This is a genomic window from Shinella sp. M27 (assembly GCF_049199905.1).
GTDB lineage: Bacteria > Pseudomonadota > Alphaproteobacteria > Rhizobiales > Rhizobiaceae > Shinella.
In genome coordinates, this window is sequence record NZ_JBLZPK010000038.1 from 37,648 (window position 1) to 62,349 (window position 24,702).

Sequence of the window (24,702 nt, forward strand, 5' to 3'; positions counted from 1 at the left end):
GTTCGGGCCGAAGGCCGAAAAGACCGGTGCGAAGGCGAAGGAGAAGAAGATCACGGTATCCAGCACCGAGCCAAACAGCGAGGCGAAGAGCGGCGCACGCCACCAGGTCTGCCGGCGCAGCTGATTGAACACCGAGATATCCAGGAGCTGGCCGAACAGGAAGGCCGAGCCGGAGGCGATGGCGATGCGCGGAGAGGCGACGGCAAAGGAGAAGACCACGGCGACCAGGAAACCGGCGGCAACGACGCGGCGTGCGACACGCGGGCCGAACTGGCGGTTGGTGAGGTCGGTGATGAGGAAGGCGACCGGATAGGTGAAGGCACCATAGGTCAGTAGGTCGCCAAGATTGATGCCGAGCAGCGTTCCCGAAAGTGGATACTGCACGAGCACGTTGGAGGCGACGACGACGGCCGTCATCAGGAGGACGTAAAGAAGGGTAACGCGGTTCGCTAGCATTTTTTTATCCTGGGTGATGCCACCAGTTGGAGTGCTCTGGACAATTTCGAAGCGATGCCTCGCCTGAAATTGCATGATATCAACGCAAAGCATTGAGGCCTGCCCGGAACCCGGTCAAGCCTCAATGAAAACGATCTGGCTAAGGCCTGAAATCAGGCGGCAGCAGCAGCGGTCTTCTTGGCGATCTGGCGGCGCAGCAGACGAGCGCGCATCGACAGTTCGTTTTCTTCAGCCTTCAGGAGGAAGGCATCGAGGCCACCGCGGTGCTCGACGGAACGCAGAGCAGCAGCGGAAACGCGAAGACGGAAACGCTGGCCGAGGGCGTCGGAAATCAGCGTGACACTGCACAGGTTCGGCAGGAACCGGCGCTTCGTCTTGTTGTTTGCGTGGCTCACATTGTTGCCCGACTGGACGCCCTTGCCGGTCAATTCGCAACTACGGGACATGGTACACCTATTTTTTCTTGGTTCTGGACAATACGTTTCCGGCACCGAAACCGGCCGCAGTCCATCTGGCCTTTTTGAGAAGTCGCGGTTCTATAGTCACACTCGCCAGCGGCGTCAAGCCAAACCTGCCGTTCAGCCTGAATTCAGTTGCCAAAAGCCATGATTTGCAGGCAATAGCAACGATATCGGGATTGGGCCGCGGCGTAGAATCGCCGCATTGGCCGATTAGGCGGAGCGTCTCAATGGGAGTCGTCAGGATGAACGGGCAGAGTTGGATTGCGGGTGCGGCCCTGTCGCTTCTCACTGCCGTGAGTGCGACGCCCGCCATCTCGGCCGAAATCGAGCACCGCACGGACTACAGCATCCGCCTCTCCGGCCTGCCGGTCGCGACCGCCACCTTCCGCTCGCAGTTCAACGGCGATCGCTACAAGATTTCCGGCAGCATGCAATCCGCAGGTCTTGCCGATATCTTTTCCAGCACGCACGGCTCGACATCGGTTTCCGGCGTCGTCAGCCACGGCCGGCTGCACGCCACCAGCTATTCCGTCGATTACAGGAGCGGCAAGCGCAGCCGCGCCATCGACGTGACCTTCCGCAACGGCAATGTCGTCACCGCCAGCATGACGCCGCCGCGCAAGAAGCCGAAGAACTGGGTCGCCGTCTCCAAGGCCGACATGCGCGCGGTTCTCGACCCGATCTCCGGCCTCATCATTCCCGCCAGCGGCCGCGTCTGCCCCAAGACGCTGCCGATCTTCGACGGCGAGTCCCGCATGGACCTCAAGCTCAGCTCCAAGGGCACCAGGCCCTATTCCACCAAGGGCTTTGCGGGCGACGCCGTCGTCTGCGGCCTGCGCTTCGTGCCGAAATCCGGCTATCGCAAGGGCCGCGACGACGTGGAATATCTCCGCAAGCTGAGCACGATGGAAATCTGGTTTGCCAAGGCCGACGGGGCAAATGTATATGCTCCCGTCTATGTGAAGATTCCGACCTCGCTCGGCCCTGTCACCGTCTCGGCCACGCGCTTCGGCGAATGACATTGCCAAGGGGTCGCGACCCCTTGGAGTGACCGGCCTTGAAGACGCGTGCAACCCTGATCGGCTTTACGGCGATCCTCATGTGGGCGCTGCTCGCCCTCTTCACCGCCGCCTCGGGAAAGATGCCGCCGTTCCAGCTTTCGGCCATCTGCTTCCTGATCGGCAGCCTGCCCGGTCTTTTCGTACTGGCGATGCGACCTGAGCGCATCGCCAAACTCAGGCAGCCGGCAAAGGTGTGGCTCACGGGCATCCTCGGCCTGTTCGGCTATCATTTCCTCTACTTCACGGCGTTGCGCAACGCGCCGGCCGTCGAGGCGAGCCTGATCGCCTATCTCTGGCCACTGCTCATCGTCACAGGCTCGGCGCTTCTGCCCGGCGAGACGCTGAAGTGGAACCATGTGCTCGGCACGCTGCTCGGCCTCGGCGGTACCGCGCTCATCGTCGGCCGCAACGGTTTCGATTTCGACAGCGCCTATCTCATCGGTTATGGCGCGGCCTTCCTCTGCGCCTTCACCTGGGCCGGCTATTCGCTTGCCACACGCCGCTTCGAGGCCGTGTCGACCGATGTCGTGACCGGCTTCTGCCTCGCCACCTCCATCCTGTCGCTCCTCTGCCATCTGATGCTGGAAACCACCGTCTGGCCGCAGACGAGCTTCGAATGGCTCGCCGTCGCCGGCCTCGGCCTGCTGCCGGTGGGTGCCGCATTCTATGTCTGGGATTTCGGCGTGAAGAACGGCGACATCCAGATTCTCGGGGCCGCAAGCTATGCCGCGCCCCTGCTTTCGACGCTGGTGCTGATCCTCAGCGGCTTTGCCGAGCCGTCCTGGAGCATCGGCCTTGCCTGCCTGCTCGTCACCGGCGGCGCGGTTCTCGCCGCCAAGGACATGATCCTTCGCAGACCCGCCGTAGCGGCCTGATCCCTAGAAGCGGTCTTTTCGCGCCCGGATCTCGGCAAAGACATCCGCATCACCTGCGGTCTCCATGCCGAGATGACGGCGGATTGCGGGATCGGCGGCGCGCAGGAACGGGTTGGTCGCCTTTTCAAGGCCGATCGTCGTCGGCGCGGTGAAGGTTCCGGCCGCGCGCTGCTTCTCGATTTCGGCGACGCGGCTTGCCAGTGCGGCATTGTCCGGATCGATCGTCAGGGCAAAGCGGGCATTGGACAGCGTGTATTCGTGTCCGAAATAGACCACCGTATCATCAGGCAGCTTTGCGAGACGGCTCAATGCATCCCACATCTGCGCCGGCGTTCCCTCGAAGAGCCGGCCGCAGCCCAGCGCAAACAGCGTATCGGCGGCGAAGAGCAGCTTCTCCTCCGGCAGGTAGAAGCAGATATGGCCGAGCGTATGGCCGGGCGTCAGGATCACCTCCACGCGCCGGCCGGCGAATTCGAACACGTCTCCGCCATCCACCGTGCGACCGATGCCGGGAATACGCGGCGCCTCGCGCGCCGGGCCGATGATCTCGACGCCAAAGCGCTGCTTCAGCGCCAGATTGGCCTCGACATGGTCGTTGTGATGATGGGTGGTCAGGATATGGCTCAGCGTCCAGCCGCGATGTTCCAGCGCATCGAGGATCGCCTGCTCCTCCGGCGCGTCGATGCTGGCCGTCGCACCGGAAACCGGATCGTGCAGCAGCACGCCAAAATTGTCGCTGCGGCAGGCGAAGAGGTCGATTTCCAATTGGGGCATGGCTTGGTCCTCGCATAAGGCGTTCGGGTTTGGCGCGAATGTAAGGCAATCGACCTTGAAGTCCACCGGGCCATCGCTAACATCTTCCCCATGCATGCAGACATCGTCGACCTCCGTGAATTCTATCACTCGCCGCTCGGCCGCCTCGCCGATCACTCGATCTCCATGGCGCTGGCCTCGCTCTGGGCGCGCCTGCCGGATGAGCGGCTGGTCGGGCTGGGCTATGCCGTGCCCTATCTCGAGCGCTTCCGCGCCGATACCGAGCGCACCTTCGCTTTCATGCCGGCCGGCCAGGGCGCGGTGAACTGGCCGCCGTCGGAGCTTTCCTCGACGGCGCTGGTCTTCGACGAGGAACTGCCGCTGCCGGATGCCTCGGTGGATCGCGTGCTGATGGTGCATTCGCTGGAATTCGCCGAAAACCCGCGCGAGACGATGAAGGAACTGTGGCGCGTGCTGGCGCCCGGCGGGCGGCTCGTCATCGTCGTGCCGAACCGGCGCGGTGTCTGGGCACGCATGGAGCACACGCCTTTCGGTTCGGGCCGGCCCTATTCGCGCGGTCAGCTCACGGCTTTGCTGCGCGAGACCAATTTCACGCCCGGCGCCAGCGCCGAGGCGCTGTTTTTCCCACCCTCGAAACTGCGTAGCGTGCTGAAGCTGCGCGGCGTCTTCGAGAAGATGGGGCGCATGCTCTGGCCGATGTTTTCGGGTGTCATCGTCGTGGAGGCCCAGAAGCGGCTCTATCAGGGCCTGCCCGTCGCCGCCCGCGCCTCGCGCCGCGTCTTCGTGCCGGTGCTCGCCCCGCAGGGTGTGCCGACGACGCGCGACCGCGCAAAACGCTGATCCCCTCGACAAAGCCGGGCCTGCCCGCTAGAGCGGACGGGACCACGGCAAGGGAAGACAACGCATGACGGATGGACATTTCGACAAGATCACATTGATCGGCATCGGCCTCATCGGCTCCTCCATCGCGCGCGCCGTCAAGGCGAAGGGCCTCGCCAGGACCGTCACGATTTCCAGCCGCAGCCAGGAGACGCTGGACCGCGCACAGCAATTGGAACTCGGCACCGACTATGTGCACGATGCCGGCAAGGCCGTCGAAGGTGCAGACCTCGTCATCGTCTCGGTGCCCGTCGGCGCCTCGGGCAAGGTCGCGGAGGAGATCGCCCCACATCTGAAGCAAGGCGCCATCGTCACCGATGTCGGCTCCACCAAGGCCTCTGTCGTGGCGCAGATGCTGCCGCATATCCCCAAGGGCGTGCACTTCATTCCCGGCCATCCGCTCGCCGGTACGGAGCATTCCGGCCCCGATGCCGGCTTTGCCGAACTTTTCCAGGGCCGCTGGTGCATCCTCACCCCCGTGCACGGCACGGACAAGGACGCCAAGCGCAAGCTCGCCGCCTTCTGGGAGGCGCTGGGTTCCAAGGTCGACGAGATGGATACGGAGCACCACGACAAGGTGCTCGCCATCGTCTCGCACCTGCCGCACATCATCGCCTATAACATCGTCGGCACGGCCGACGATCTGGAGACGGTGACCGAATCGGAAGTCATCAAATATTCGGCCTCGGGTTTCCGCGATTTCACGCGCCTCGCCGCCTCCGACCCGACCATGTGGCGCGACGTCTGCCTGCACAACAAGGACGCGATCCTCGAAATGCTCTCACGCTTTTCGGAGGACCTTGCCTATCTGCAGCGCGCCATCCGCTGGGGCGACGGTGAAAAGCTCTTCGACCTCTTCACGCGCACCCGCGCCATTCGCCGCTCGATCATCGATGCCGGCCAGGACACCGCCGCACCGAACTTCGGCCGTCCGGTCGAAGACAAGAAGGGCTGACCTCAGAAGGGCGGGATGAGAGCGATCGGGAAGAGCCCGAGATAGACCGTCCCATCCTCGACCTTCAGCTTGACGACCGCCCGGTCATCGCCCTTCGACAAGCCCTCGATGGCCTGCGCAACCCGCGCCGCCGTCTCTGCAATCTCCGGGAACGCCTCGGAAATCCGGTCCCGCCAGACGGTGATGCCTGCGATGTCGAGATCGAGCGTGCCGGAGAGAGTGCCGTCATCGCCGACCTTCAGCGGGCCGGACAGCGTCATCACCTTGCCATCGCCGAGATCGAGCGACAGCCGGCGCAGTTCCGCGCTTGCGCCCAACGGCGCATCGGCCGGCGGCCCTTCGGCGGAAATCCATGGGGCGGCATCGGCAATCGTCATATCGACGGCGACATCGAGCGGCGGCAGGACGCGGTCGCCGAGATCGAGCGAGAGCGCATCGAACGAGGCGGCGACATCGAGCGCCTCGCCGGACCGGCGGATGTGTTTTTCACCGTGGGTGGCGGCAATACCGAGCGAAATGCCCTCGGAGGGCATGTTGAGCCTGCCCTTCAGCCCGTCATAGGCGACGGAGGCATGGTCCAGACCATCGGTCCAGGCCGTGGCGCTGGCATGCAGCAGGTCCCAGTCCGCATCGAAGACCAGATCGGGCGTGATGCGCACCTGTGCGGGGCCGTCGAGCTCCAGCACCGCATGTCCCGGCCGATAGACCTGCGCGGCCGAGCGCAGCGCACCGAACGTCGCCGACAGGCCCGTCGCCCGATCGTCGAAGGCGACCGAATCGCAAAACAGGCCGATGCGGAAGGGGAAGCCGCGCACGTCGAGATTGCTGCACGAGGCCGAATGCAGCCCCTGTTCGGACGCGGCAAGCTGCCGATCGAGCGTCGTCTTCACCCAGCTTGCGGCATAGAACCACCCACCCGTATAGAGCGCCAGGACGACAAGGACGGCAACGGCGAGCCGGATCAGTTTGCGCGTGACGCCAGAAGCGTCCGTGCGGCTTGACGATGCCATGATGTTCTCCAATGGTGGCGGATGTGATTTGCCCGCTTGCGCGACAAAGCTGGCAATTGCGGCGGCTTTTAGAGCTGTTGCAGCAAAAGTGTGAAGCGGTTTTGCGTTTGCAACGGCAACAGACGGAGAGTTGGTGTTCGTGACGGTGGATATGAACGAATTCTGGGTGTTCGGCTACGGATCGCTGATGTGGAATCCGGGATTCGAATTCGAGGAACGGCAGCCCGCCCATCTCTTCGGTTTCCGCCGCTCGCTCTGCGTGCGCTCCTGGGTCCATCGCGGCACCGAGGAGAAGCCGGGGCTCGTGCTGGGCCTCGACCGCGGCGGCTCCTGCCGCGGCGTCGCTTTTCGCGTCGCGCTGGAAAACCAGGAAGCCGTGACCGACTATCTGCGCGAGCGCGAACTGGTGACCCACGTCTATAAGGAGCGCAGCCTGCCGGCGACGCTCGGCGACGGGCGGCGCATCACCACCCTCGCCTATATCTGCGACCGCGCCCATCACCAGTTCGCCGGCTCCCTGACGGTCGAGGAAGCCGCCACGACCATAAGCTCCGCCGTCGGCAAGTCCGGCCATAACATCGACTATGTGCGCAACACGCTGGCGCATCTGCGCGAAATGGGTATCCGCGACCATTGGCTGGAGGATGTCGGCCGCAAGGCGGATATGCTCACCAGCCACGCGACCGGCTGATCAGGCCGCCCGCGCCTTTAGCTCCCCCAGCCGTGCGACGGCCGTCGGCGGCAGCGGCAGCGTCGGGTTCGCCTCGGCGGTCTCGACCAGCAGGCGGTCGCTTGCCGTTTCCATGACGTCGATGAGATGGGCGAGGAAGGCATCCGGTTCCATGCCGGGCTGGATCGCCGGCAGGATCTGCACCTTGAAATGGCCGGGATACCGAAGGGTGGTGCGCCGCGGCCAGAACAGGCCGGGATGCATCACGACAGGCACGACAGGCACCTTGAGGTCCCGGTAGAGGCGGGCGATGCCGTATTTGTATTCCGGGGTAGCCCCCGGCGGACGGCGCGTGCCCTCGGGATAGATGATGAGCTGGCGCCCGGTGCTCATCTCGGCCCTGGTGCGCGCCATCATGGCCGCCATCGCCTTGCCGCGCGCCCCGCGATCGACCGGCACCATGCGCTGCTTCTTCAGATACAGTCCGAACAGCGGAATCCATGTCAGTTCCCGCTTCAGGATATAGAGGGGATCATCAAGCCAGGGCAGCGGCGCATAGGCATCCCAGAAGGACTGGTGCTTCGGCGCGAAGATGTAGGCCCCCTGCGGAATGTTCTCCATCCCCTCGACCTCGAAGGTCGTGCCGACGATCTTGGCGAAGAGCCAATGGTTGCTGCGCGCCCAGTTCTTCGCGATGACGAAAGCCTTTTTGCGCGGCAGCAGGAAATAGGCCGGCGTCATGACGATCATCTGTCCGATGAGGTTCATGTAGAAGAGGGTGTTGAAGAGCACGGAGCGGAGAGCGATCATCGGGCGGCCTGTCTGCGGAACGGTCTTTTTCGCCTACACGATATTGCCGGGCGGGGAAACTCCCGTCGACCGAACTCAGCTGCCCGACATGCCCGCCAGATCGCCCCGGAGCCCTGACCAGGTGCGTGCCCCTGCCATGGCGCGCAGGCGCGCCAGCGTATATTTCAGATATTCCGACAGCATGGCCTTCACGACGCCCGGCTGGCGCAGCCAGTTGCCGTTCCTCAGATCGGTGTTGACGACGGGATAGGCGATGAATTGCGTCTGGGGATCGCTGACCTCCAGCTCCAGAAGACTGCGCGGCATGTGGTAGTTGTTGGTGACGACCAGCACCCGGCGGAACCGGTGATCGTTGATCCAGCGCGCCGTCTCATTGGCATTGCCGATCGTGTCCACGGCATCGTAACCGATATCGACGCAGCATTCGAAAAGGCTCGACGAGCTTTGCGTGAGCTTGCGCAGCTGGTTGCCGCTCGTGGTGGGGTTGACGCCCGAAATCAGCAGCCGCTCGCCCGCACCGCGCTTCAGAAGCCCGATCGCGTGATCGATCCGCTGGTAGCCGCCGGTCAGCACGACAATGGCATCCGCCTTCGGGTCGCGCGGCGCTTCGAGGGCAGCGACCGTCTCGGCAAAATGCAGGAAGCCGGCCAGCAAAACGGCGGCGCCGAGGATGAGGAGGGCAAGCAGAACACGCACGGCGATCCGGATGGGGCCATTGCGTCGCCGCCCCTCCGTCTGTGGCCGGGTGCCGTCCGACGGCCCCGTCTTTGCCCGTTCCAAGCCGCTCATGATTCCGTCCATAGAATCCGATTGCGGCAACGGCGAGCCCGTTTCGCGGCGATGGTTCGGCTGCGGCAGATCATGTGTCGGGCAGCTGGTCGGTACGCGACGGGTCGGAGCGGATCTGGTCGATCTCGTGGATCGTCCGCATCACGGTGAAGCGGGCCGTCAGCGTGGTCAGAAGCGCGATGACGACGATGGTCGCAGCAATGCCGAGATAGCCGGTCAGGCCCATCGAGAAGGAGCCGAACAGCGCGGTTGCCTGGTCGCTCTGCGGTGTCGCGATGGAGCGCCCCTGCCAGAAGCCCGCAACGGCAAAGAACAGCGCCGCAAGCGCCCCGCCGGCGATCGAGCCCTTGAGACTGATCTTGAGAAAATGCTTCTGGAATTCCGAGGCGACGAAACCCGCCTCCGCGCCGACGAAATGCAGCACCTCGACGATATGGCGATTGCCCGACAGGGCACCGCGCGTTGCAAACACCACCGTCAGCACCATGGCCGAGAAAACCAGCACCAGCACGCCCGTGCCGATGAAGGCCGTCGTGCGCGCCATGGCGACGAGACGATCGACCCAGGTGCGGTGATCGTCGAGGAAGGCCTGCGGGACCTTAGCCGTCAGCGCCTTGCGCATGGCGGCGAAATCCGGCGGGCTCTGCTCGTCGATGGTCACGATGACGAGGCGCGGCACCGGCAGTTCGTCGAGGTTCAGCCCCTCGCCGAGCCAGGGCTCGAGCAGGCGAGCCGTCGCCTCGCGGTCGACGATCGTGCCGTCGCGCGTGCCGGAGAAGGTGAGTGCGAGATCGCGCACATCCTTCAGCGCCTGCTCCATGTCGAGATTGTCGTCGGGCTTGATCTGGATGGTGATCTCGCGGGAGATCTGGCTCTGCCAGCTCGCCGCGGTGGCGCGCACCATGCTGACCGCACCGAAGGTGAGGCAGGCGAGGAACGCCATGATGGCGATGACGGCCATCAGCGCATTACCCGAGACATTCGACGGCGGAACGATGGGCGCGGTCGGGCGCACCTTCATTTCCGGCCGGCGGGCGGCTTGGCCTTCCTGAACGGTCTCGCGGGGGGCGTCAGTCATAGATGTCGAGCCGTCCTTGCGAGAGGATCATGCGCCGCGCCTCCACCTGGTCCATCAAGGACAGATCGTGGGTCGCGATGACGACGGCCGTGCCGAGCCGGTTGAGCTCGAGGAACAGGCTGAGCAGGCGCTGTGCCATCGGCGGATCGACATTGCCGGTCGGTTCATCGGCAAGCAACAGCTCCGGCCGGTCTATGAGCGCGCGGGCAATCGCCGCGCGCTGCTTTTCACCACCGGAAAGAACCGGCGGCAACACGTTGATTCGCTCGCCGAGCCCGACCCATTTCAGAAGCTCCAGCACATCGGCCTTGTAGCTCGATTCGTCCTTGCCGCGCACGCGCAGCGGAAGCGCGACGTTCTCATAGGTCGTCAGATGGTCGAGCAGGCGGAAATCCTGGAAGACGATGCCGATGCGCCGGCGCAGCATGGGCAGCTCGTCGCGCGGGATGGTGGAGACTTCGCGGTCGAAGCTGCGGATGATGCCGCGGGTCGGCTGGAGCGACAGGAAGAGGAGGCGCAGCAGCGTCGTCTTGCCGGCACCCGACGGGCCGGTCAGGAACTGGAAGGACCGGCGCGGAATATCGAAGGTCAGGTCGCGGAGGATTTCCGGCCCCATCCCGTAGCGCAGTCCGACATTTTCGAAGTGAATCAAGGGTCAATCCGGTTTCTAAGAGCGTTCACCTGAGCGCCTGGCGCCATCCTAGCGGATGTCGCAGAGGAAAGCGGCTCTTTCACGGTCAGGTTTCCGAAGCATTAACCAGTATGGTTTACGTTTCGTAAGGATTTCATTCAATGCCCGACTTTTCGCCCCTGATTTTGCGCGAAAACGGGAAGCGGGGAGTTCGCGATGAACGCCTTCAGAGCACGACGCGAGGCAAAGGGCCGGATCGACCTCCTGCCGCCCGAACCGAAGATGCCGGTGGAAAAGCATGCGCGCCGCGCGCCGGCGCGGCTCGAAGTGGTCGATGCCGATTTCGTGGTGATCCGCGCCAGCGCCGCTCGCACCTCCAACGACAATGTTCGCCCGCAGCGCACGGCGCAGGCACCCGTTACCGTACAACAGATGCTGCTGCGCATCGCCGTGGCCGTTGCGAGGCTCTGTGAGGCGAGTCTCCAGCTGCTTTCCGGCCGCGCCTTTGCCGGCCTCGTCGCCACGCTCTTCGTCTTCGTCTTCGCCTATGCCGGCGGGTTGACGGCGTTGCGCGCGGCGCTGCCGACCGGCAGCCCCGAAGCCGCGCTCCGCATCGCCGATGTCATCACCACCATCGACGACCGCAACGGCATGAAGGTTCTGGCCGTCTATGGCCGCCTGCACAACGGCACAGAGACGGCGCAGGCCGTGCCGGCGGTCGATATCGTCCTCGAGGACGCCGGCGAGCCGCTGCACCGTCGCGTGGCGCTGGAAACGGGCACGCTTGCCCCCGGGGCCAGCGAACACTTTGCGCTGCGCATACCGCACAGCGGCGGAAAAGTACCGAAAGTCTCGGTTTCGCTTGCCGCCGAGGGTGCACCCGTCAACTGACTGTGCTAAGCGGCACCTTTGTTTCTGCGCAGATCGCGGCCCGTTGAGCCCCTGCGCCACCAGGGAGCCGCCTCGCGATGCAGATTGTCCGCGGAAAGAAGATTGAAACGCTTTATGACGCCGGGCAGATCGCCAAGCGCAACGAAGAGCTTGCCGCTGAGATCGCCGCCGGCCCGACGAGCGACCTGCTGGTTATCGCCGTCCTCAAGGGTTCCTTCATCTTCGCCGCTGACCTGACGCGCGCGTTGCATTCTGCCGGCCTTGCCCCGGAAGTCGAGTTCATCACGCTCTCCAGCTACGGCACCGGCACGGTCTCCCAAGGCGTGAAGGTCACCAAGGACATCGACAGCGACGTGCATGGCCGCGACATCCTGCTGATCGACGACATCCTCGAATCCGGCCGCACCCTGAGCTACGCCAAGGAACTGATGTACGAGCGCGGCGCCCGCAACGTCACCATCGCCGTGCTGCTCGACAAGCGCGAGAAGCGCAAGACCGATCTGGAGGCCGATTATGTCGGCTTCGAATGCCCCGACCATTTCGTCGTCGGTTACGGCATGGACGTCGCTTATGCCTTCCGCGAACTGCCCTTCGTCGGCGTCGTGACAGGCGACGCGGAATAAGCGCCTCCAATTTCCCCTATCGGCCGTTTACCGATCGACAAGGAAAGTCTGGTCTTTTCAGGTAAGCCGCTGCGTCGGAATGAACCGGTTCGCAGCGCAGCACTTGGATGTCGTGCATCTGACGATGCGCACGGGACACGGGCCGGATGGACGGCCGAAGGGGAACCGATGGCGAAGATTCTGATCACCGAAGACGAGGATTCGCTGCGCATCTTCGTGGCGCGCGCCTTGCGGCTGGACGGCCATGAGACCGTCGAGGCGCCGGATGGCGCGGCCGGTCTCGATGCCCTCACCGACGGCGGCTTCGACCTTCTGCTTTCCGATATCCGCATGCCCGTCATGGACGGCATCGAGCTTGCCCACAAGGCATCCGCCGCCCACCCGGCGCTCAAGATCCTGCTGATGACCGGCTATGCCGACCAGCGCGAACGCGCCGACGACCTCTCGCAGAAGATCGTCGATGTCGTCAGCAAGCCCTTCAGCCTGCCGGACATCCGCCGCGCCGTCGCATTGGCGCTCGCCGCCTGATCCTTCGATAGATACCGGGCGTGGCTGAACTCAGCGAATGCCGAGCAGCCGCTCCAGATAGTCCCGCTCGAAGCCCGGCGACGTGCCGGTGCCGAGCCGGCGGCGGATTTCGTCGAGAATTTCGCGCGCGCGCTGGATGTCGATTTCCTCAGGGATTTTCGTCGGGCCGCCGAAATCGGGGCCTTGGCCGTTGACGTTGCGTTCCCGGCCAAGCGGGTCGCGGCCATTGCGGCCGGCCTGCGGCATGCCTTCGCCCTGCCCTTGGCCCTCGCCCATCGCCTGCATCTGGCTCATCATGCTCTGCGCGCCCTGGCGCAGCGCTTCCAGCGCCCGGCCCTGGCTGCCGACGGCGGGTTCGCCCTGACCGTCGCCAAGCGCTTCGGAAGCGCCCTTCATCTCGCGGCCGGCCTTGCCGAAGCCCTCGCCCGGATCAAGACCCATGTCCTTCAGGCCCTTCTGGACCTCGCCAAGCTGCTTGCCGAGCCCATCCTGCTGCGCCTTGAGGTCCTTCAGCGCCTGCTGCAACTGTTCGGCGGTCATTTGGTCCGTCGAGGGCTGGCCCGCACCGTTGTCACCGGGCTGCTGCTCGCCTTCCTCGCCCGGCTGCGGATCGCCGCGCTGCTGGCGATCACGCAGAGCCTGGTCGAGCTTGAAGGTCTCCTCCATCAGCTTCTGCTGCTGCTGCATCAGCTGGCCGAGCTTGTCCATCTGCTGGCGCATGGCGTCGTTCTGCTGGCCCTGTTGCCCCTGCTGCGGACGGCCGGCCTGAAGATTGTTCATCATGCGCTGGAGTTCGGAGAGCATCTGCTGCGCCTGATCCTTGGCGCCGGAGCGGGCCAGATTTTCGATCTGGTCCATCATGCGCTGCAGATCCTGCTGGCGCAGCACCTGGCCTTGCTGCTGGGCATTTTGCTGCATCTGGCCGTTCTTGGCTGCCTGCTTGGCCAGCTCCTGCATATAGGCCTGCATCGCCTCGCGCAGTTCCTTCATCAGGCCGGCGATCTCCTCGTCCGACGCGTTGCGCTCCAGCGCTTCCGACAGCGCCTTCTGCGCCTCGCGCAGGCGCCGGTCGGCAAGCGAGAGATTGCCGTCCTCGATGCCGAGCGCGATCTCCCAGAGATAATCCGCCGTCTCGCGCATCTGATCGTCGGTGCGGGCAAGCTTCATGCGCGCGGCGGCCGATTGCAGCAGCAGGTAATGCGTGAGGTTCGGGATCGTCTCTTCCGGGCGGATCGTCAGCGCCTCGTTGAGCGCGATCGCGAAGGGAAGCTGATTGGCGTCGAGCGCGAAAACCTGCCGCTGTTCGGCAACGGCGGCGGCAAGCGGCTCGAAGAAGGTCTTGGCCGGCAGGATCATCTCGACCGGCTGGCTGCGGCCCTCCTGCCCTGCCGCATCCTTGGCGACCAGCGTGATCTTCACGCGTTTGCCGGAGAGGGGATGTTCGGAAAGATTGCGGCTCGTCGTGCCCTTGGCTTCGCGCGCGCTTCGGCGCGGCAGATCGAGACGGTATTCCGGCAGCGGATAGAGCGGACGCGCATCCTTGGCTTCCTCGACCGGCACGATTTCGGCGCGGGCTTCCTGAAGCCCGTAGTCGTCCTTGGCGATGAAGCTGATTTCGAGGGCTGCGGCGACCGTCTTTTTCGGAATGCCGTTGAAGGCGATTTCCGGCACGCGGTCCGGAATGACGCCGAAGGTCCAGGCCCGGTCACCGACCGTGAGCGTGCCGTCCTTCAGGATCTTGTAGTGCATGGTCTTGGCGCCGGCCACCGCCGCGACCTCGGCCTTCGGCGCGCTCTTGGAGCCGTCAGCCTTCTCGTCTTTCGGCTTCTCTTCGTCGGCGCGGATCGCTGTCGCATCCTTCTCGCCCGTCACCTGATAGCTGACCGCCTCATCGCCGCTGCCGCCGGTCACGCGCACGGTGAGTTCGCTGAACTGCGGAATGCGGATCTCGCCCTTGGCCGGCTCCTCCGCAACGCCCTGTCCATTACCGGTCAGAAAGACCGGTGCACGCGACGTATGCGCCGGCGGCGTCACCCAGGCGTCGATACGCACATCCGGCGCCGATTCGGCCGGCGCGCGGAAGGACACCACGTCGGTCAGCAGGCCGCCACGATTGGAATAGGAGAAGGCAAAGGCGATGACGACGAGAAGCACCGGAATGGCGCGTAGCGCATGACGGTCATGGCGGGCGATATCGGGCTCGGGGCCGCCAATGCGCAGCGAACCGACAAGCCGCGCCATGCGGGCCTGATGCTCGCGCCACAGCGCTTCCGCAAAGGCATCGCCGCCCGCCGGCCTGTCGTCCTGCACGCGGATCGCCTGATGGGCTAGCGCATTGCGCGTTTCCAGCATGCGGTAGGCATTGTCGGTGGAGGGCCAGACGAGCCCGCGCAGCCGCAAGAGAAGCGCGACGAGGCCGAGCGCGAAACCGACGAGCGTCGCGATATGCAGCCAGGCCGGCACGTAACGGAAATAACCGAACCAGGTCAGCGCGAAGAAGCCGGCGACGAGCAGAAGGACCGGCAGGAGCCGCGGGGCGAGCGCTTCGACATAGAGAACGGTCTGGGCGGCAAGGCGTTTGCCCGCAAGCCGGCGTGCCAGCGGATTGCCGCTCGCCCCCGCCTTGCGCTGCTTTTCAATCGCCATTGTTCTCCGCTCTCCGCATGATCTCACGGCTTGAAAGATAACACGCTTTGTGGCGAAGACGAGGGCGCGCGCGAAATCGTGACCGCGCGCCACAGGTTTGTCAGGCAAGCCAGGCCGGAATCGAATCGAGCCCGATCAGGTCCTCATAGGAAAGACGCGGGCGGATAACGTGGAAATCCGCGCCGTTGACCAGCACTTCCGGGATCAGCAGACGGCTATTGTAGGTGCCGGCCTGCACCGCGCCATAGGCACCCGCCGAACCGACGGCAATGAGATCGCCCGGCTTTGGCTGCGCCATCTCGCGGTCCTGCGCGAGATAGTCGCCCGTCTCGCAGACCGGGCCGACGACATCGGCGCGGATGCGCGGGGCATTCGCCGCCGAGATGACGACCGGCTGCACCTCATGCCACGCTTCATAGAGCGTCGGGCGGATGAGGTCGTTCATCGCGGCATCGACGATGACAAAGGTCTTTTCGCCGCCGTCCTTCACATAGATCACCTCGGTGACGAGGATGCCGGCATTGCCGACGATCATGCGGCCAGGCTCCGTGACGATCTTGCAGTTCAGGCCCTTGAGCTGGTTCTTGACGATCTCGGCATAGGCATCCGGCAGGGGCGGAGGCGTGTTGTCCGTCTTATAGGGAATGCCGAGGCCGCCGCCGACATCGACGTGATCGATCGTGTGGCCATCGGCGCGCAGCGTATCGACCAATTCGCGCAGCAGCTTGAAGGCGTCTTCGAAGGGCTGCAACTCGGTGATCTGGCTGCCGATATGCATATCGATGCCGGTGACCTGAATGCCCGGCAGGCTGGCGGCACGAGCATAGACGGTGCGGGCGCGTTCCCAGGAGATGCCGAACTTGTTTTCCTTCTTGCCCGTCGAAATCTTGGCATGGGTGCGGGCGTCGACATCCGGATTGATGCGGAAGGAGACATGCGCGATCTTGCCGGCCTTGACGGCGCGGGCGTTCAGCACTTCGAGTTCCGGCTCGGATTCGACGTTGAAGCAGTAGATGCCGGCGTCCAGCGCCAGATCCATCTCGCGCGGCGTCTTGCCGACGCCGGAGAACATGATTCGCGAGGCGGGAACGCCGGCGGCGAGCGCCCGGCGCAATTCGCCTTCCGAGACGACATCGATGCCGGCGCCGAGCTTCGCCAGCGTCTTCAAGACCGCCTGGTTGGAATTCGCCTTCATCGCATAGCAGACCATGGCATCGACGCCGTCGAAGGCCTTGGAGAAAACCTTGTAGTGACGCTCCAGCGTGGCCGTCGAATAGACGTAGAAGGGTGTTCCGACCGCCTTGGCGATTTCAGGAACCGGCACGTCCTCCGCATAGAGAATGCCGTCGCGATGCTCGAAATGGTTCACGGTTGCTGATCTTTCAAAGAAGGGGATCGAGAACGAAGGGCTTGTCTTCGACCTGCTCGACCTTCTTGCCGTCGGCGTTTGTCTTGAAGACCGGCTTGGCGCCACCCGGCAGGTCGAGATCGCCCTTGCGGCCGCAGGCGGAGAGAACCGCCACGGAAAGGCCAAGCACAAGAGCCAGCCTGCCGATATCGCTACGTGTCATGAAACGTTCCCTGGAATTGCCGGTGGGCTTAATCCTTAACGAATTCGCCCGCCCTTGTGCACCCTTAATCTAATGATGAGTCCTGCAAGGCCTTTGATCAGTTCCGCTGCCGCCACCAGGCGATCTGCTTCCTGACTTCCGACGGCGCCGTGCCGCCATAGCTCTTGCGGCTGGCGACCGAGGCCTCGACCGTCAGAACGTTGAAGATGTCTGCGGTGATCGACGCATGGATCGCCTGAAGCTCTTCCAGCGTGAGTTCGGCGAGGTCGCAGCCCTTGCTTTCGGCGAGCGCCACGGCCCGGCCGGTGACATGGTGGGCATCGCGGAACGGCAGGCCCGCCTCGCGCACCAGCCAGTCGGCCAGGTCGGTCGCGGTGGAATAGCCGGAACCGGCAGCGGCCTTCATCCTGTCGGTGCGGATGGTCATGTCGCGCACCATGCCGGTCATTGCGGCAATGGCGAGCTCCAGGCTCTCGGCGGCATCGAAGACCTGTTCCTTGTCTTCCTGCATGTCCTTGGAATAGGCAAGCGGCAGGCCTTTCATGACGGTCAGAAGCGCGATCAGCGACCCGTTGATGCGGCCGGTCTTGGCGCGCACCAGCTCGGCGGCATCGGGGTTCTTCTTCTGCGGCATGATGGAGGAGCCGGTGGAAAAGGCATCCGACAGGCGGATGAAGCCGAACTGCGGCGTCGACCAGATGACGATCTCTTCCGCAAGGCGCGACAGGTGGACCGAGGCGATAGCCGCGATGGAGAGGAATTCCAGCGCGAAGTCGCGGTCGGAGACCGTATCGATGGAGTTGCGCGTCGGCTCCCGGAAACCGAGGGCCTTGGCCGTCATGTGGCGGTCGATCGCGTAGCCGGTGCCGGCAAGGGCGGCGGCACCGATCGGGCTCTCATCAAGATGCTCGATGGCGTGGCGCACACGCTGACGGTCACGGCCGAACATTTCGACATAGGCCATGCAATGATGACCGAAGGTCACGGGCTGCGCCGTCTGAAGATGGGTAAAGCCGGGCATGACGGTCTCGGCATGCTCTTCCGCGCGGTCGAGGAAGGCAGCGATCAGGCCCGTCAGCGTCTTCTCGGTCTTTTGCAGCTCTTCCTTCACCCACAGGCGGAAGTCGAGCGCCACCTGGTCGTTGCGCGAGCGCGCGGTGTGCAGGCGGCCGGCGGCGGGGCCAATCAGCGTGGCAAGCCGCGCCTCGACATTCATATGGATGTCTTCGAGCTTGCGCGAGAATTCGAAATTGCCGCTTTCGATCTCTGACAGGATCGTGTCGAGACCGTGAACGATCTTTTCCTTATCCTCGGCCGAAATAATGCCCTGATGGGCGAGCATCTCTGCATGCGCCTTTGAGCCGCGGATGTCCTGGGCATAAAGCTTCTTGTCGAAGCCGATGGAGGCATTTATCTCCTCCATGATTGCATCCGGTCCCGAGGCGAAGCGGCCGCCCCACATCTGGTTCGAGGATTTCGTCTCGGAAGTGCCGTCTGCCATGGGTGCCTGCCTGGAAAAGTGTCCTGGAGAATGAAATGTCAGTGAAGAAGACCCTCGGCCTGCCGGCAGGAAAGCTCATCGCCATTGCCGGCCTTGCCGGACTTCTCGCCGGTGGTGCTGCGATATACGTGAAGGAGAGCCTGTCTGGCAATGCCACGGGCGCCGTCGCGTCCGCCGATCCCGCCCTCTGCGCGGCGGCCGCCGCCAAGGCCGAGGCCATCACGCCCTTTTCGAAGGGCCAGGTCGCCGCCATGCGCACCGTCGACGAACACCACCCCCTGCCCGATCTCGTCTTCGACGGCCCCGACGGCAAGAAGAAGACGATCGCCGATTTCGCCGGCAAGACATTGCTCGTCAACCTCTGGGCGACGTGGTGCGTGCCCTGCCGCGAGGAAATGCCGGCCCTCAACGCGCTGCAGAAGGACCTCGGCTCCGACAAGTTCGAGGTGGTCGCGATTAACATCGACACCGGCGACGACGAGAAACCGAAGACCTTCCTCGACGAGACCAAGGTGCACGATCTCGGCTATTACCGCGATGCCTCGATGGGCGTCTTCAACACGCTGAAGAAGGAAGGCCTCGCCTTCGGCCTGCCCGTGACGCTGCTGATGGACGACAAGGGCTGCCTGATCTCCGCCATGAACGGCCCCGCCGCCTGGGACAGCGAGGACGCCAAGGCGCTGATCAACGCCGCGCTGGCAAGCCCGAAGAGCTGATCTCACGCCGCCGCGTAAACCCGCGGCCGGCGGATCTGGAGAAAACCCGCCTCGCCCTTGCGATGCGGGAATTCCGGCGCGGTGTCGAATTCCACCGGCTGGCCGCTGCCGGTCATCGCCAGCACGCGGCGCGAATCCGGCCGGTCTATGACGCGCACGATCTTCGCCGCGATGCCCTGCCCATCCTCGCGCCACGTCACATCGGCTGGGCGGAACAGGATCTGTCCACCGCCATCGGCAACGCCGTCAGCCTCGAAGGCGATATCCTCGACATAGGCCTTGCCGCCGCGAATATCCGCATCCAGCCGGTTGGCGTCGCCAAGGAAATTCATCACAAAGGCATCGGCCGGGTTGCGGCACACCGCCTCCGGCGTGCCCTCCTGCACGATCCGGCCCTTGTTGAGGATGACGACGCGATCGGCGAGATCGAGCGCCTCCTCCTGATCGTGCGTCACGAAAAGCGTGGTGATGCCAAGCTCGTCATGGATCTTCCGTAGCCAGCGGCGCAGGTCGCGCCGGACATTCGCATCGAGCGCGCCAAAAGGCTCGTCGAGCAGCAGCACGCGTGGATCGACGGCAAGCGCACGGGCAAGCGCCACGCGCTGGCGCTGGCCGCCGGAGATCTGGCCGGGGAAGCGATCCCTGAGGCCGCTCAGCTGCACGAGATCGAGCAGTTCCTTGACCCGCTCGGCAATCGCCTGCGGCGAGCGCTTCACCTTGGAGACCTTCATGCCGAAGGCGATGTTCTCGCCGACGGTCATATGCGGGAAGAGCGCATAGTGCTGGAAGACGAAGCCGACGCCGCGGTCGCGCACGGGGATGTCCGTCGCGTTCTCAGCGCCGAAGTAGATCGCGCCGGCATCGGCATATTCGAGACCGGCGACCATGCGCAGGATCGTCGTCTTGCCGGAACCGGAGGGGCCGAGCAGCGCGACCAGTTCGCCGCTTTCGATATCGAGCGAGACGCCGTGCACGGCGCGGAAGGTCTCGAATTCCTTGACGACGTTGTCGAGACGGATTTTCACGATTTGACCTCCGGGGTGATGCTGTCGGCGCCCGCAAGAGCGGAGGGACGCTGGACGCGGCCCGCGCCCTGCCGCTCCAGCGCCACCTTGGCGACGAGCGTGACGATGGCGAGGCCGGCGAGAATGGATGCGGCGGCGAAGGAGCCGGCCGCGTTGTAGTCGTGATAGAGCAGCTCGATATGCAGCGGCAGCGTGTTCGTCTGGCCGCGGATATTGCCCGAGACGACGGAAACCGCGCCGAATTCGCCCATCACGCGCGAGTTGCACAGCACGACGCCATAGAGCATCGCCCACTTGATGTTCGGCAGCGTAACGGAGAAGAAGGTGCGCCAGCCGCTGGCGCCGAGCGACGTCGCCGCCTCCTCGAGATCGCGCCCCTGCGCCTGCATCAGCGGGATCAGTTCGCGCGCCACGAAGGGTGCTGTCACGAACATGCTGGCAAGCACGATGCCCGGCAGTGCGAAGAGGATTTTTATCTCCGCCGCCTGCAGCGCGTGGCCGAACAGGCCCTGCAAACCATAGACGAAGAGATAGGCAACACCCGCGACAATAGGCGAAACCGAGAAGGGGATCTCGATGATCACGGTGAGCAGCCGCTTGCCCCAGAAATCATGTTTGGTGATCGCCCAGGCCGCCGCCACGCCGAAAGCCGTATTGATCGGCACGGCGATCAGCGCCGTGATGACCGTCAGCAGGATGGCGTGGCGAGTATCCGGGTCCGCGATCGATTTTCCGAAATAGACGATGCCCTTGGAAAACGCCTCGACGCCGATGACGACGAGCGGAGCCACGATCATCAGCCCGACGAGCAGGAGAACGATGGTCAAGAGAACGCGACGGAAGACCGTGTTGTCGCCGACACGCGGCGGCTTGCGCTTGCCATGATGCGTCATGATCAGCCCCTCGCCGTGTAGCGCAGGGCGCGGGCCTGCATGAGATTGGTGATGGCGAGCATGACGAAGGCCGTCAGCAGCATGACGGAGGCAATCGCCGCCGAAGCCGGATAGTCGTATTCCTCCAGCCGGATGAAGGCGAGCAGCGCCGTGATCTCCGTCGAGAACGGCTGGTTGCCGGCGATGAAGATGATCGCGCCGAATTCGCCGAGGCTGCGCGCGAAAGACAGCGACACGCCGGCCAACAACGCCGGCAGGAGAAGCGGCAGGATGACGCTCACGAAGATAGAGAGGTCGCTCGCCCCCAGCGTCTGCCCCGCCTCTTCCAGCGCCGGATCAAGCTCCTCCAGCACCGGCTGCACCGTGCGCACGATGAAGGGGATGCTGGTGAAGCTCATGGCGACCATGATGCCGAGCGGCGTATAGGCGACCTTGATGCCGATGAGCGACAAGGGGCCGCCGAACCAGCCGTTTGTGGCAAACAGCGTGGTCAGCGCGATGCCCGCGACGGCCGTCGGCAGGGCGAAGGGCAGATCGACCAGCGCATCGACAAGACGGCGGCCTGGAAAACGATAGCGCACCAGAACCCAGGCAAGCGACAGGCCGAAAAACAGATTGAACACCGTGGCAACGAGCGCGCAGGTCACCGTCACGCGATAACTGGCGACGGCGCGGTCCGACGAGATGATGCGCCAGTAATCCTCCGGTCCGAGGCTTGCCGCCTTGAAGACGAGCGCGGCCAGCGGCAGCACCACGATGATGGCCACATAGACGAGGGTGATGCCGAGCGCGAGCGGCAATCCGGGCAATACACGCCGTCTCAAAGCGCGCGTCCTTTCTCAAGCAAATCCAGGAAAAGTGCGAAGCGGTTTTCCGTACGGATTGCGCTTTCCTTTTCATGCACCGACCGGCGGGATTTCGCCCGCCGGTCGTTCGAAAACAACGATGGATGGAATCAACGGCTGCCGTAGATCTTGTCCAGCGTGCCGCCTTCGGCGAAATGCTCTTCGGAAATCTTCTTCCAGCCGCCGAACACGTCGTCGACATTCACCAGCCGGATCTCGGGAAACTGATCCTTGAACTCGGCGGCGACCTTCTCGTCATGGACGCGATGGCCGAATTCGGCGGCGATCTTCTGGCCCTCGGGGGCATAGAGGAAATCGAGATAGGCCTTCGCCAGGTCACGGCTGCCATGGGCATCCGCCACCTTGTCGACGATGGCGACCGGGAATTCAGCGAGCAGCGAAACGGAGGGCACGACGCTCTGGAACTTGTCCTCGCCATATTGCTTGGCGATCGATTTGGTCTCCGCTTCGAAGGTGATGATCACATCGCCGATCTCGCGCTCGACGAAGGTCGTCGTCGCCGCACGGCCGCCCGTGTCGAAGACCGGCACGTTGTCGAAGATCTTGGTGATGAAGGCCTCGACCTTGGCCGGATCATCCTTGAAGGCTTCCTTGGCGTAAGCCGTGGCGGCGAGATAGGTGTAGCGCGCATTGCCCGAGGTCTTCGGGTTCGGGAAGATCACCTTCACGTCGTCACGCGCAAGGTCCGACCAGTCCTTGATGTTCTTCGGATTGCCGGCGCGAACGAGGAAGGACGGGAAGGAGTAGAACGGTGAGGCATTGTTCGGGAACTTCTGCTGCCAGCCCTCGGCAACGAAACCGTTCTTCACGAGGAAATCGATGTCGGTGACCTGATTGAAGGTCACGACGTCAGCTTCCAGGCCTTCGACGATGGCGCGCGCCTGCTTGGAGGTGCCGCCATGCGACTGGTCGATGGTGACGCCGGGATGCGCCTTCACGAAGGCTTCGTTCTCGGCAGCAAACAGCTCGCGCGCCACGTCGTAGGAAGCGTTCAAAAGCTTGTCGGCGGCATGCGCGGCGGGAGCAGCGAGGCCGAAAAGGGCCACGCCGAGAAGGAGCAAACGTTTCATCTGAAATCCCCGAATGAAATTGAATTTGCGCCGACAATAGCGGCGGGATCAACACCATCCGAGGCATGACCTGTCACCACACCGGCGACAGGCGAAACATTTTTCCGCGAAAGGCTTTAGACGAGGAATCGCGTAGAGTTAGCGGGTCGGAACCGGGACCTCGCCGCGGTAGTCGTAGAAGCCGCGGCCGGACTTGCGGCCGAGCCAGCCGGCCTCGACATATTTTACCAAGAGCGGGCACGGGCGATACTTCGAGTCGGCAAGGCCGTCATGCAGCACCTGCATGATGGAAAGGCAAGTGTCGAGGCCGATGAAATCGGCGAGCTGCAACGGGCCCATCGGGTGGTTGGCGCCGAGCTTCATCGCGGTGTCGATGGCCTCGACCGAGCCGACGCCTTCATAGAGCGTATAGATCGCCTCGTTGATCATCGGCAGCAGGATGCGGTTGACGATAAAGGCCGGGAAATCCTCGGCGACGGTGATCGTCTTGTCGAGCGCCGTGACGAATTCCTTGGCGGCCGCGAAAGTCTTTTCCTCGGTCGCGATACCGCGAACGAGCTCGACCAGCTTCATGACCGGAACCGGGTTCATGAAATGGATGCCCATGAAGCGCTCCGGCCGGTCGGTGGCGGAGGCGAGGCGCGTGATGGAGAGCGACGACGTGTTGGTGGCGAGGATCGCCTCCGGCTTCAGCACGGAACAGACCTGCGCATAGATCTTGCGCTTGACGGTCTCGTCTTCCGTGGCGGCCTCGATGACGAGGTCGGCATCCGAGAGATCGTTGATATCGGAGGAGCCCTTGATCAGCGCCATCGCCTTCTTGCGCTCGTCCTCCGTCATCTTACCGGAGGAGACCTGGCGCGCGAAATTGCCGTTGATCGTGGCAAGACCGGTTTCGATGCGCTCGGGCGACAGATCGTAGATATGGACCTTGTAGCCGGCAACGGCCGCGACATGCGCGATCCCGCACCCCATCTGGCCTGCACCCACAATACCGACGTTCTTGATCATAGCGCTCATCGCCCCGTCATTAGCGCCCGCAGCGCAGGCAAAAAAACACCGGGCCGGTCAAGCCGGCCCGGTGAAGTGATAAAGGCACGCGACGACTTTTTCCAGTGAAATCATCGTCGCAAAAGCCTCGACCTTAGGTGAGGCTCAGAGCGCCTTCTGCAATTCCGGCAGGGCTTCGAAGAGGTCTGCGACGAGGCCGTAGTCGGCAACCTGGAAGATCGGCGCCTCCTCGTCCTTGTTGATCGCCACGATGACCTTCGAGTCCTTCATGCCGGCGAGATGCTGGATGGCGCCGGAGATGCCGCAGGCGATGTAGAGCTGCGGCGCGACGACCTTGCCCGTCTGCCCGACCTGCCAGTCGTTCGGCGCATAGCCCGCATCGACGGCCGCACGGCTTGCGCCGACGGCGGCACCGAGCTTGTCGGCAACCGGAAGGATGACTTCCTGGAACTTCTCCGACGAGCCGAGCGCACGGCCACCCGAGATGATGATCTTGGCAGACGTCAGCTCCGGACGGTCGGAGGACGACAGCGCGTCCTTGACGTGGGTCGAGAGGCCCGGGTTCGCGGCGGCCGGGATGGTTTCGATTTGGGCGCTGCCGCCTTCCGGAGCTGCGGCAAAGGACGCCGTGCGAACGGTGATCACCTTCTTCGCATCGGTGGACTGCACCGTCTGGATCGCATTGCCGGCATAGATCGGACGCTTGAACGTGTCGGCAGAGACGACCTCGACGATTTCCGAGACCTGGGCGACATCGAGAAGAGCGGCAACGCGCGGCAGCACGTTCTTGCCGACCGAGGTCGCAGCCGAGACGATGGCGTCATAGGAGCCGGCAAGCGACACGATGAGCGCTGCCAGCGGTTCGGCGAGGTTGTTGCCGAGGCTTGCATCGTCGGCGAGCAGGACCTTGGA

Annotated in this window: 27 protein-coding genes; 9 read left to right on the forward strand and 18 right to left on the reverse strand. The window is 64.0% G+C overall.

From position 1 onward, the window contains the following. The coding region (locus ACOZK4_RS15475; protein WP_421592649.1) for a VUT family protein at positions 1 to 456 on the reverse strand (456 nt) is incomplete at its 3' end. A gap of 152 nt (positions 457 to 608) precedes the next feature. Further along, a complete protein-coding gene (rpmB, locus tag ACOZK4_RS15480; RefSeq protein ID WP_244764018.1) occupies positions 609 to 902 on the reverse strand; it encodes a 50S ribosomal protein L28 in 294 nt (97 codons plus the stop codon). Positions 903 to 1,159: 257 nt separating this feature from the next. Here rpmB and ACOZK4_RS15485 point away from each other — a divergent pair, with 257 nt between their 5' ends. Both ACOZK4_RS15485 and ACOZK4_RS15490 read left to right on the forward strand, forming a co-directional pair. Then, positions 1,160 to 1,936, forward strand: coding sequence for a DUF3108 domain-containing protein (locus ACOZK4_RS15485; protein ID WP_421592650.1), 777 nt, complete (start codon positions 1,160 to 1,162; stop codon positions 1,934 to 1,936). Positions 1,937 to 1,974: 38 nt separating this feature from the next. Next, positions 1,975 to 2,853 carry a DMT family transporter gene (locus ACOZK4_RS15490; protein ID WP_421592651.1) on the forward strand — a complete coding sequence of 293 codons (879 nt, stop codon included), beginning with the start codon at positions 1,975 to 1,977 and terminating at the stop codon, positions 2,851 to 2,853. 3 nt (positions 2,854 to 2,856) lie between these two features. Here the strand turns inward: ACOZK4_RS15490 and gloB are convergent, their stop codons facing one another. Next, a complete protein-coding gene (gene gloB, locus ACOZK4_RS15495) occupies positions 2,857 to 3,627 on the reverse strand; it encodes a hydroxyacylglutathione hydrolase (protein WP_421592652.1) in 771 nt (256 codons plus the stop codon). A 90-nt stretch (positions 3,628 to 3,717) separates the two neighbouring features. On the opposite strand from gloB, the gene ACOZK4_RS15500 reads away from it, so the two are divergent. Next, positions 3,718 to 4,467 (forward strand): class I SAM-dependent methyltransferase, encoded by a 750-nt coding sequence (locus ACOZK4_RS15500; RefSeq protein ID WP_421579853.1) that lies wholly within the window; start codon positions 3,718 to 3,720, stop codon positions 4,465 to 4,467. Between the two features lie 64 nt (positions 4,468 to 4,531). Then, positions 4,532 to 5,461 (forward strand): prephenate/arogenate dehydrogenase family protein, encoded by a 930-nt coding sequence (locus ACOZK4_RS15505; protein ID WP_421592653.1) that lies wholly within the window; start codon positions 4,532 to 4,534, stop codon positions 5,459 to 5,461. 2 nt (positions 5,462 to 5,463) lie between these two features. On the opposite strand, the gene ACOZK4_RS15510 is transcribed toward ACOZK4_RS15505, so the two are convergent. Further along, positions 5,464 to 6,471, reverse strand: coding sequence for a DUF2125 domain-containing protein (locus ACOZK4_RS15510; protein WP_421592654.1), 1,008 nt, complete (start codon positions 6,469 to 6,471; stop codon positions 5,464 to 5,466). Between the two features lie 139 nt (positions 6,472 to 6,610). On the opposite strand from ACOZK4_RS15510, the gene ACOZK4_RS15515 reads away from it, so the two are divergent. Then, positions 6,611 to 7,162, forward strand: coding sequence for a gamma-glutamylcyclotransferase (locus ACOZK4_RS15515; RefSeq protein WP_421592655.1), 552 nt, complete (start codon positions 6,611 to 6,613; stop codon positions 7,160 to 7,162). Here the strand turns inward: ACOZK4_RS15515 and ACOZK4_RS15520 are convergent, their stop codons facing one another. From ACOZK4_RS15520 to ftsE, 4 genes are all read right to left on the reverse strand, one after another. After that, entirely contained in the window at positions 7,163 to 7,951 is a 789-nt protein-coding gene (locus ACOZK4_RS15520; RefSeq protein ID WP_421592656.1) for a lysophospholipid acyltransferase family protein, read from the reverse strand. Between the two features lie 75 nt (positions 7,952 to 8,026). After that, positions 8,027 to 8,740 (reverse strand): YdcF family protein, encoded by a 714-nt coding sequence (locus ACOZK4_RS15525; protein WP_421592657.1) that lies wholly within the window; start codon positions 8,738 to 8,740, stop codon positions 8,027 to 8,029. A 70-nt stretch (positions 8,741 to 8,810) separates the two neighbouring features. After that, a complete protein-coding gene (locus tag ACOZK4_RS15530; RefSeq protein ID WP_421592658.1) occupies positions 8,811 to 9,818 on the reverse strand; it encodes a cell division protein FtsX in 1,008 nt (335 codons plus the stop codon). Further along, entirely contained in the window at positions 9,811 to 10,470 is a 660-nt protein-coding gene (gene ftsE, locus ACOZK4_RS15535; protein WP_117371900.1) for a cell division ATP-binding protein FtsE, read from the reverse strand. Before ftsE ends, ACOZK4_RS15530 begins: the two co-directional genes overlap by 8 nt. A gap of 195 nt (positions 10,471 to 10,665) precedes the next feature. On the opposite strand from ftsE, the gene ACOZK4_RS15540 reads away from it, so the two are divergent. From ACOZK4_RS15540 to ACOZK4_RS15550, 3 genes are all read left to right on the forward strand, one after another. Next, positions 10,666 to 11,340, forward strand: a complete 675-nt coding sequence (locus tag ACOZK4_RS15540) for a hypothetical protein (RefSeq protein WP_421592659.1) — start codon at positions 10,666 to 10,668, stop codon at positions 11,338 to 11,340. Positions 11,341 to 11,417: 77 nt separating this feature from the next. Beyond that, positions 11,418 to 11,963: a hypoxanthine phosphoribosyltransferase gene (gene hpt, locus ACOZK4_RS15545; RefSeq protein WP_313522115.1), complete on the forward strand. Its 546-nt coding sequence runs from the start codon at positions 11,418 to 11,420 to the stop codon at positions 11,961 to 11,963. Positions 11,964 to 12,131: 168 nt separating this feature from the next. Beyond that, positions 12,132 to 12,491 carry a response regulator gene (locus tag ACOZK4_RS15550; protein WP_117371897.1) on the forward strand — a complete coding sequence of 120 codons (360 nt, stop codon included), beginning with the start codon at positions 12,132 to 12,134 and terminating at the stop codon, positions 12,489 to 12,491. 30 nt (positions 12,492 to 12,521) lie between these two features. Here the strand turns inward: ACOZK4_RS15550 and ACOZK4_RS15555 are convergent, their stop codons facing one another. The 4 genes from ACOZK4_RS15555 to argH all read right to left on the reverse strand — a co-directional run bounded on the left by ACOZK4_RS15555 (position 12,522) and on the right by argH (position 18,209). Then, positions 12,522 to 15,137 carry a TIGR02302 family protein gene (locus tag ACOZK4_RS15555; RefSeq protein ID WP_421592660.1) on the reverse strand — a complete coding sequence of 872 codons (2,616 nt, stop codon included), beginning with the start codon at positions 15,135 to 15,137 and terminating at the stop codon, positions 12,522 to 12,524. Positions 15,138 to 15,237: 100 nt separating this feature from the next. Further along, positions 15,238 to 16,506, reverse strand: coding sequence for a diaminopimelate decarboxylase (gene lysA, locus ACOZK4_RS15560; protein ID WP_421592661.1), 1,269 nt, complete (start codon positions 16,504 to 16,506; stop codon positions 15,238 to 15,240). Between the two features lie 13 nt (positions 16,507 to 16,519). Beyond that, positions 16,520 to 16,708: an LPS translocon maturation chaperone LptM gene (gene lptM / locus ACOZK4_RS15565; RefSeq protein WP_313522107.1), complete on the reverse strand. Its 189-nt coding sequence runs from the start codon at positions 16,706 to 16,708 to the stop codon at positions 16,520 to 16,522. A gap of 97 nt (positions 16,709 to 16,805) precedes the next feature. Continuing rightward, positions 16,806 to 18,209 (reverse strand): argininosuccinate lyase, encoded by a 1,404-nt coding sequence (argH, locus tag ACOZK4_RS15570; protein ID WP_421592662.1) that lies wholly within the window; start codon positions 18,207 to 18,209, stop codon positions 16,806 to 16,808. 35 nt (positions 18,210 to 18,244) lie between these two features. Between argH and tlpA the strand changes: the two genes are divergently transcribed. Next, a complete protein-coding gene (gene tlpA / locus ACOZK4_RS15575; protein ID WP_421592663.1) occupies positions 18,245 to 18,925 on the forward strand; it encodes a thiol:disulfide interchange protein TlpA in 681 nt (226 codons plus the stop codon). Between the two features lie 2 nt (positions 18,926 to 18,927). Here tlpA and ACOZK4_RS15580 read toward each other — a convergent pair whose 3' ends face one another. The 6 genes from ACOZK4_RS15580 to ACOZK4_RS15605 form a co-directional block, all read right to left on the reverse strand. Next, entirely contained in the window at positions 18,928 to 19,950 is a 1,023-nt protein-coding gene (locus tag ACOZK4_RS15580; protein ID WP_421592664.1) for a sulfate/molybdate ABC transporter ATP-binding protein, read from the reverse strand. Further along, the gene (cysW, locus tag ACOZK4_RS15585) at positions 19,947 to 20,843 is read right to left on the reverse strand and encodes a sulfate ABC transporter permease subunit CysW (RefSeq protein WP_421592665.1); all 897 of its coding nucleotides are present in this window, start codon (positions 20,841 to 20,843) and stop codon (positions 19,947 to 19,949) included. Before cysW ends, ACOZK4_RS15580 begins: the two co-directional genes overlap by 4 nt. Before the next feature lie 2 nt (positions 20,844 to 20,845). Then, complete coding sequence (gene cysT / locus ACOZK4_RS15590; protein WP_421592666.1) at positions 20,846 to 21,667, reverse strand: sulfate ABC transporter permease subunit CysT; 822 nt, start codon at positions 21,665 to 21,667, stop codon at positions 20,846 to 20,848. Between the two features lie 131 nt (positions 21,668 to 21,798). Then, complete coding sequence (gene cysP / locus ACOZK4_RS15595) at positions 21,799 to 22,779, reverse strand: thiosulfate ABC transporter substrate-binding protein CysP (RefSeq protein ID WP_421592667.1); 981 nt, start codon at positions 22,777 to 22,779, stop codon at positions 21,799 to 21,801. 138 nt (positions 22,780 to 22,917) lie between these two features. Further along, entirely contained in the window at positions 22,918 to 23,799 is an 882-nt protein-coding gene (locus ACOZK4_RS15600) for a 3-hydroxybutyryl-CoA dehydrogenase (protein WP_421592668.1), read from the reverse strand. Between the two features lie 135 nt (positions 23,800 to 23,934). Continuing rightward, positions 23,935 to 24,702, reverse strand: a 768-nt coding sequence (locus ACOZK4_RS15605) for an electron transfer flavoprotein subunit alpha/FixB family protein (protein ID WP_421592669.1), incomplete at its 5' end; no start/stop codon positions are given.